The organism is Candidatus Cyanaurora vandensis (assembly GCF_013285555.1).
Classification (GTDB): domain Bacteria; phylum Cyanobacteriota; class Cyanobacteriia; order Gloeobacterales; family Anthocerotibacteraceae; genus Cyanaurora; species Cyanaurora vandensis.
Map to the genome: position 1 here is coordinate 1 of NZ_JAAXLT010000061.1, position 4670 is coordinate 4670.

5 protein-coding genes are annotated in these 4670 nt (G+C 50.0%); all 5 read left to right on the top strand.

Annotated features, from left to right (window positions below; all coding sequences use genetic code 11):
* The first annotated feature begins 115 nt into the window (after positions 1–115).
* The 5 genes from HFM78_RS04065 to HFM78_RS04085 are packed head-to-tail and all read left to right on the top strand — an operon-like array spanning position 116 to position 4608.
* Complete coding sequence (locus HFM78_RS04065; RefSeq protein WP_287128144.1) at positions 116–658, top strand: Tfp pilus assembly protein FimT/FimU; 543 nt, start codon at positions 116–118, stop codon at positions 656–658.
* Positions 655–1389: a type II secretion system protein gene (locus HFM78_RS04070; RefSeq protein ID WP_287128145.1), complete on the top strand. Its 735-nt coding sequence runs from the start codon at positions 655–657 to the stop codon at positions 1387–1389. The genes HFM78_RS04065 and HFM78_RS04070 overlap by 4 nt, the downstream gene beginning before the upstream one ends.
* Positions 1390–1424: 35 nt before the next feature.
* Positions 1425–2171 carry a M48 family metallopeptidase gene (locus tag HFM78_RS04075; protein ID WP_287128146.1) on the top strand — a complete coding sequence of 249 codons (747 nt, stop codon included), beginning with the start codon at positions 1425–1427 and terminating at the stop codon, positions 2169–2171.
* A 59-nt stretch (positions 2172–2230) separates the two neighbouring features.
* Positions 2231–3562 (top strand): AAA family ATPase, encoded by a 1332-nt coding sequence (locus tag HFM78_RS04080; RefSeq protein ID WP_287128147.1) that lies wholly within the window; start codon positions 2231–2233, stop codon positions 3560–3562.
* Complete coding sequence (locus HFM78_RS04085) at positions 3559–4608, top strand: tetratricopeptide repeat protein (RefSeq protein WP_287128148.1); 1050 nt, start codon at positions 3559–3561, stop codon at positions 4606–4608. The genes HFM78_RS04080 and HFM78_RS04085 overlap by 4 nt, the downstream gene beginning before the upstream one ends.
* Positions 4609–4670 lie beyond the last annotated feature (62 nt).

Below are 4670 nucleotides of genomic sequence, written 5' to 3' on the forward strand. Positions count from 1 at the left end.
CCCTGTGAGTTCCCCCCGCCCCATACCCTTACGGGCACAGGTAAATGGGGAGCGGAGCCAATGGCTAATAACAAGTCCGCGAACTGAAACTAGTTCCGGCTTTGTCCCTCTATTCATGGGGGCTAGGGGGCCTTCCGGTTTCACATTAGTTGAACTGCTGTTTACTGTGGTCATCATCGGGATTCTGGGGGCCGTGGCTCTGCCTAATCTCGCCCCTTTACGGGCGCGGCAGGACTTGGGGCAGGGCGTGGCTTTGGTGGAGGACAGTTTCCGTCGGGCACAGGACCGGGCCTTGAGCCGGGGAACAGTGGTACATCTGGTTTTTGACCTAGAGAATAACCGCGCTTGGCTCTGTGAACTGCCCACGGGAGATTGCCCCGAGGACCAACGGCTGGCTTTACCCAATCTACCGACCGGGGTGGTGCTGGTGGATACGGACTTTATTATCAGTGAAGCGTTGGATGAGTCGGGGCAGCCTTTGCTAGATGACGAGGTGGCTTTTGATTACCAGGGCCGGGTGGTGGACGGCGGGGATGTGCTGAAACGGGTGGTGGTCGGGCATCGGGATTATCCCTTCGTGCCCTATGAGATTTTTGTGGCGGGGTTGACCGGGACGACTTGGACCCTGCAACGCCGCCCCGAGCCGGAGACGCCATGAAACGTCGTTCGGGGTTCACGCTCATTGAATTACTCCTGGTGGCGGGGTTGTCGTCTGTCGTGGTGTTGGGGCTCGTAACCGGACTGGTGTTGTTCTCAGGACGGGCAGCCCAGGAGCGCAATCAACGCCAGTTGCAGTCGGAAGTAGAGTTGACCGAACGAGCGATTACGGGCGAGATTGAGTCCTCCGTGGACCTCCCACCCGTGGCAGATTTCGGGGAACTCGATACCCTCCCCGGCCCCATAGCCCTCGCCTTGGTCCTCCCCAAAGGGGAACAGTACGTGTTGGTCCTCTATTGTTTCGGCGGTTTACCCGAGGGCTTCCCCTACGATGAACCCAACTTCCAACAGCGATACGGCGCGATCCAAGGAGCTTTGTACCGTTGGGAATCCCCGCCCTTTGCCGATCCCGTCACCCCGCCGGAGCTTTACCCCGAAGACATTGACCCCGCCCAACTCCAACTCGTCAGCGCGTACCTGCAACCTTACAACGAACAAGACCCCAACCAGAGTGGGTTAGTTTTTGTCCCGGCTGAGGATGGACGGGGCGGTTTATTGGCGGTAATTGGGCTGCGTCCCCTGGATTTCAAAGGTGAGGGCACGGACTGCACCAACAGCAACGCCCCCGACTGCCGCCCCTTCATCCGTGAAGTTTATGTCTATTCCAAAAACATTGCCGCCGCCGATTTACCCGTCCCGACCATGGATGAAGCGGATTTGGACCCAGGGTAGACTGGGCTAGCACGGGGATTCGTTAGCATAAAAAGATGAAACGCAAGCTTAGTTCCCTACTCCTGACCTTGACCCTAGCCCTTACCCCGTCTCCGGTGGCGGCAGCTCCCCTAGGAGACTTGTTGTTGCGTGGTTTCCAGGTGTTGCAGTTGAATAATATCTCGCAACGCGATGAGATTGCCCTGGGTCAACAGATGCACCGCCAACTCCTCAGCCAAGAATTCCAGGTCAGCCGGGACCGCCAAAGCCGCAACAAAGTCAACCAAATCGGTCAACGTCTCGCTCGGGTCAGCCCCCGGCCCGACTTACCCTTTACTTTTACTGTGGTCCAAGACCGCGAGGTGAATGCTTTTGCGACCTTGGGCGGCTATGTCTACGTGACCACGGGCCTTCTGCAAGTCGCCAATACTCAGGACCAACTTGCCGGGGTCCTCAGCCACGAGATTACGCACATCACAGACCGTCATCTCTTGGACCAGATGCAACAACGGGCCATCGCCCAAGGTCTCGCCTCGGCGGTCGGTCTCAATGAGAATACACTCGTTGGTCTGGGCACTAACTTGGCCTTGAACCTGCCCCAGAGCCGGGAGGACGAGTTTGAAGCGGACACGGGCGGGATTAACCTCATGCGGCGGGCGGGCTACAACCCCCAAGGAATGGTGACTTTTTTAACCAAATTACTCCGCTCCTCCTCCTCCCCCAGTTTCCTCAGCACCCACCCCGCCACCCAGGAACGCATCCAAGCCCTGAACCGTCAATTGGGGAGTGAACGGTATCAATAAGGGTGGAACTGTTGTGCTACTGACGGTAGGATAAAAGAACTTCAGCGAGCATTCCCGGCATGGTCCAAAGCAGCGAAGAACTGTTAGCTAGGATTCAGAGTAATTTTGAACCTCAACCTTTGCCAGCAGGCGATCCCCTCTATGTGGATTGCACAGAAGTACGGGGTGATGTTGATATTTGCTTAGAATTTAGACGTTCAATCACCCGCGCTACGAAGACTCAGTGCCGATTGTATACAGGACATCGCGGCGCGGGTAAATCTACTGAACTACTCCGGCTCTGTAAGAAATTTGAGGATGAAGAATTTTTTGTTGTTTATTTTAATGCTGATGATGCAGATTTAAATACCGAAGATACAGAATACTCCGATATTTTATTGGCTTGTACTCGGCACTTACTGGAGGAGCTAGAGGATTATGCCAATCCCAACCCGGTCATTGATTGGTTGAAGTCTCGTTGGACAGCTTTGCAAGACTTGGGATTATCAGAAGTTGAGCTTGATAAAATGGGCGCGGAGGTATCTATCTCTACTTTCGCAAAATTAACCGCAAGTGTCAGGCAGGTTCCCAATGTTCGTCAGAAGATTCGTCAAGAGGTGGATAACCATACGCCTACTTTAATTCAAGTTTTAAATGAATATGTTGGTGAAGCCAGGGAAAAATTGTCGAATAAATTTAAGGGAATTGTGATGGTCGTGGATAGTTTAGACCGGATTGTGCCTATTTTTGATGTAGAGACGAGCCGTAGCAATCATGACCGAATTTTTCTGGACCGCCATGAGCAGCTTAAGGCTCTAGCTTGCCATGTGGTCTACACAATCCCAATCTCTATGGTCCAATCAGATCGCGCTACCTCTTTATTCAATTGCTACAGCTTCCCCAATATTTTACCGATGGTTATGGTAAAAACTCGTGATGGTAAGCCCTATCCAAGTGGCATTGCCAAAATGAAAGAAGTTATTGAGAAAAGAGTACAGAAAGCTGACCGAGCTTTAAGTCTAGATAAATTGTTTGAGGAGAGTGAAGACTTAGAGCGGCTTTGCTCAATCAGTGGGGGTCATGTCCGGGATTTAATTTTCATGATGCAAGAGGTTATCAATGGTACAGAAAACCTACCCATCGGCTCAAAGGCAGTCAACCGCGCCATTGCCAAACTTCGGGATCTTTATCGGCTCAATGTGAATGATGGTGAATGGATTTTCTTAGCTAAGGTACATCTCTGTAAGATGATGCCTAATACCAATGAACACCGTAAGTTATTGTTGAGTCGCTGCATCTTGGAATACAAGCCAGGAGAAAACGATCCGGTTTGGTACGATGTTCACCCCACAATTTTGTCATTACCCGAATTTGAAGAAGCACTCACCCGAGCCAAACCGAAGGAGTTATGAATACTCCAGCCAGAAATTGGCGTATTAGACTTGATGAAGCTTCAGAGGATGAATATAACGCACTCCTGAGAGCCTTACGCCGTAAGAATGGCTTTGGCCTTTACTTTGTTCGTTGCTCTCCAGCTACAGGACGCGAAATTTTCCAACATATTAAACGTGATTTGTCTATTAAGAATACTGAACTTTTACAGCTTGAGAAGTCTGTGGATAACCTATACACACGAATACAAAATCTTCCTACTCTAAAAACCTTGAAAATTCTCTTCATTGAGGGAATTGAGAAGTCGCTAACTGATTATATCAAGCCCGGTTATGGTGGTCAGGGAGATTATTACAAAGAAGATTCAGTACCCCGAGTATTGAATAATCTGAATCTACAGAGAGAACGATTTCAAACCTCTTTTAAATTTTTAATCGTATTTCTAGTACCTGAATTTGCCTTCAAGTACTTTACACGCCGCGCCCCAGATTTTTTTGACTGGCGTTTGGGTATATTTGAATTTAAAGAAGATAATTCTTTTGAACTAATTCCACAGCGTACTACTCTATCAGGAGATTCACTTCTCTTACTAGAGCGTTACGAGGAGGCGATTAGCAGTTATGACCAAGCTATCAAGTACAAGCCTGACAAACATGAAGCATGGAACAACCGAGGGATTGCTCTAGATAAGTTAGGGCGATATGAGGAGGCGATTAGCAGTTATGACCAAGCTATCAAGTACAAGCCTGACCTTCATGAAGCATGGTACAACCGAGGGAATGCTCTAGACGAGTTAGGGCGATATGAGGAGGCGATTAGCAGTTATGACCAAGCCATCAAGTACAAGCCTGACTATCATGAAGCATGGTACAACATGGCGTGCTGTTATGCTCTCCAAGGAAAGGTTCCTCAAGTGATTCAAAGCCTTAATCAAGCTATTACCATGAACCCCAATAGATACTTAAATCTACTCAAGACTGATTCAGATTTTGATGTTGTGCGTCAGGATGAGCGATTCCAGGTTTTCTTGCGGGAGATGTTTGAGCGATATCCAGAGTTTGCGTAGGGGTTGAAGTGGGTTCTTTTCGTCCGTCCGCGCTTCCGTAAGAGGCCCCCAACCCCCAGCCC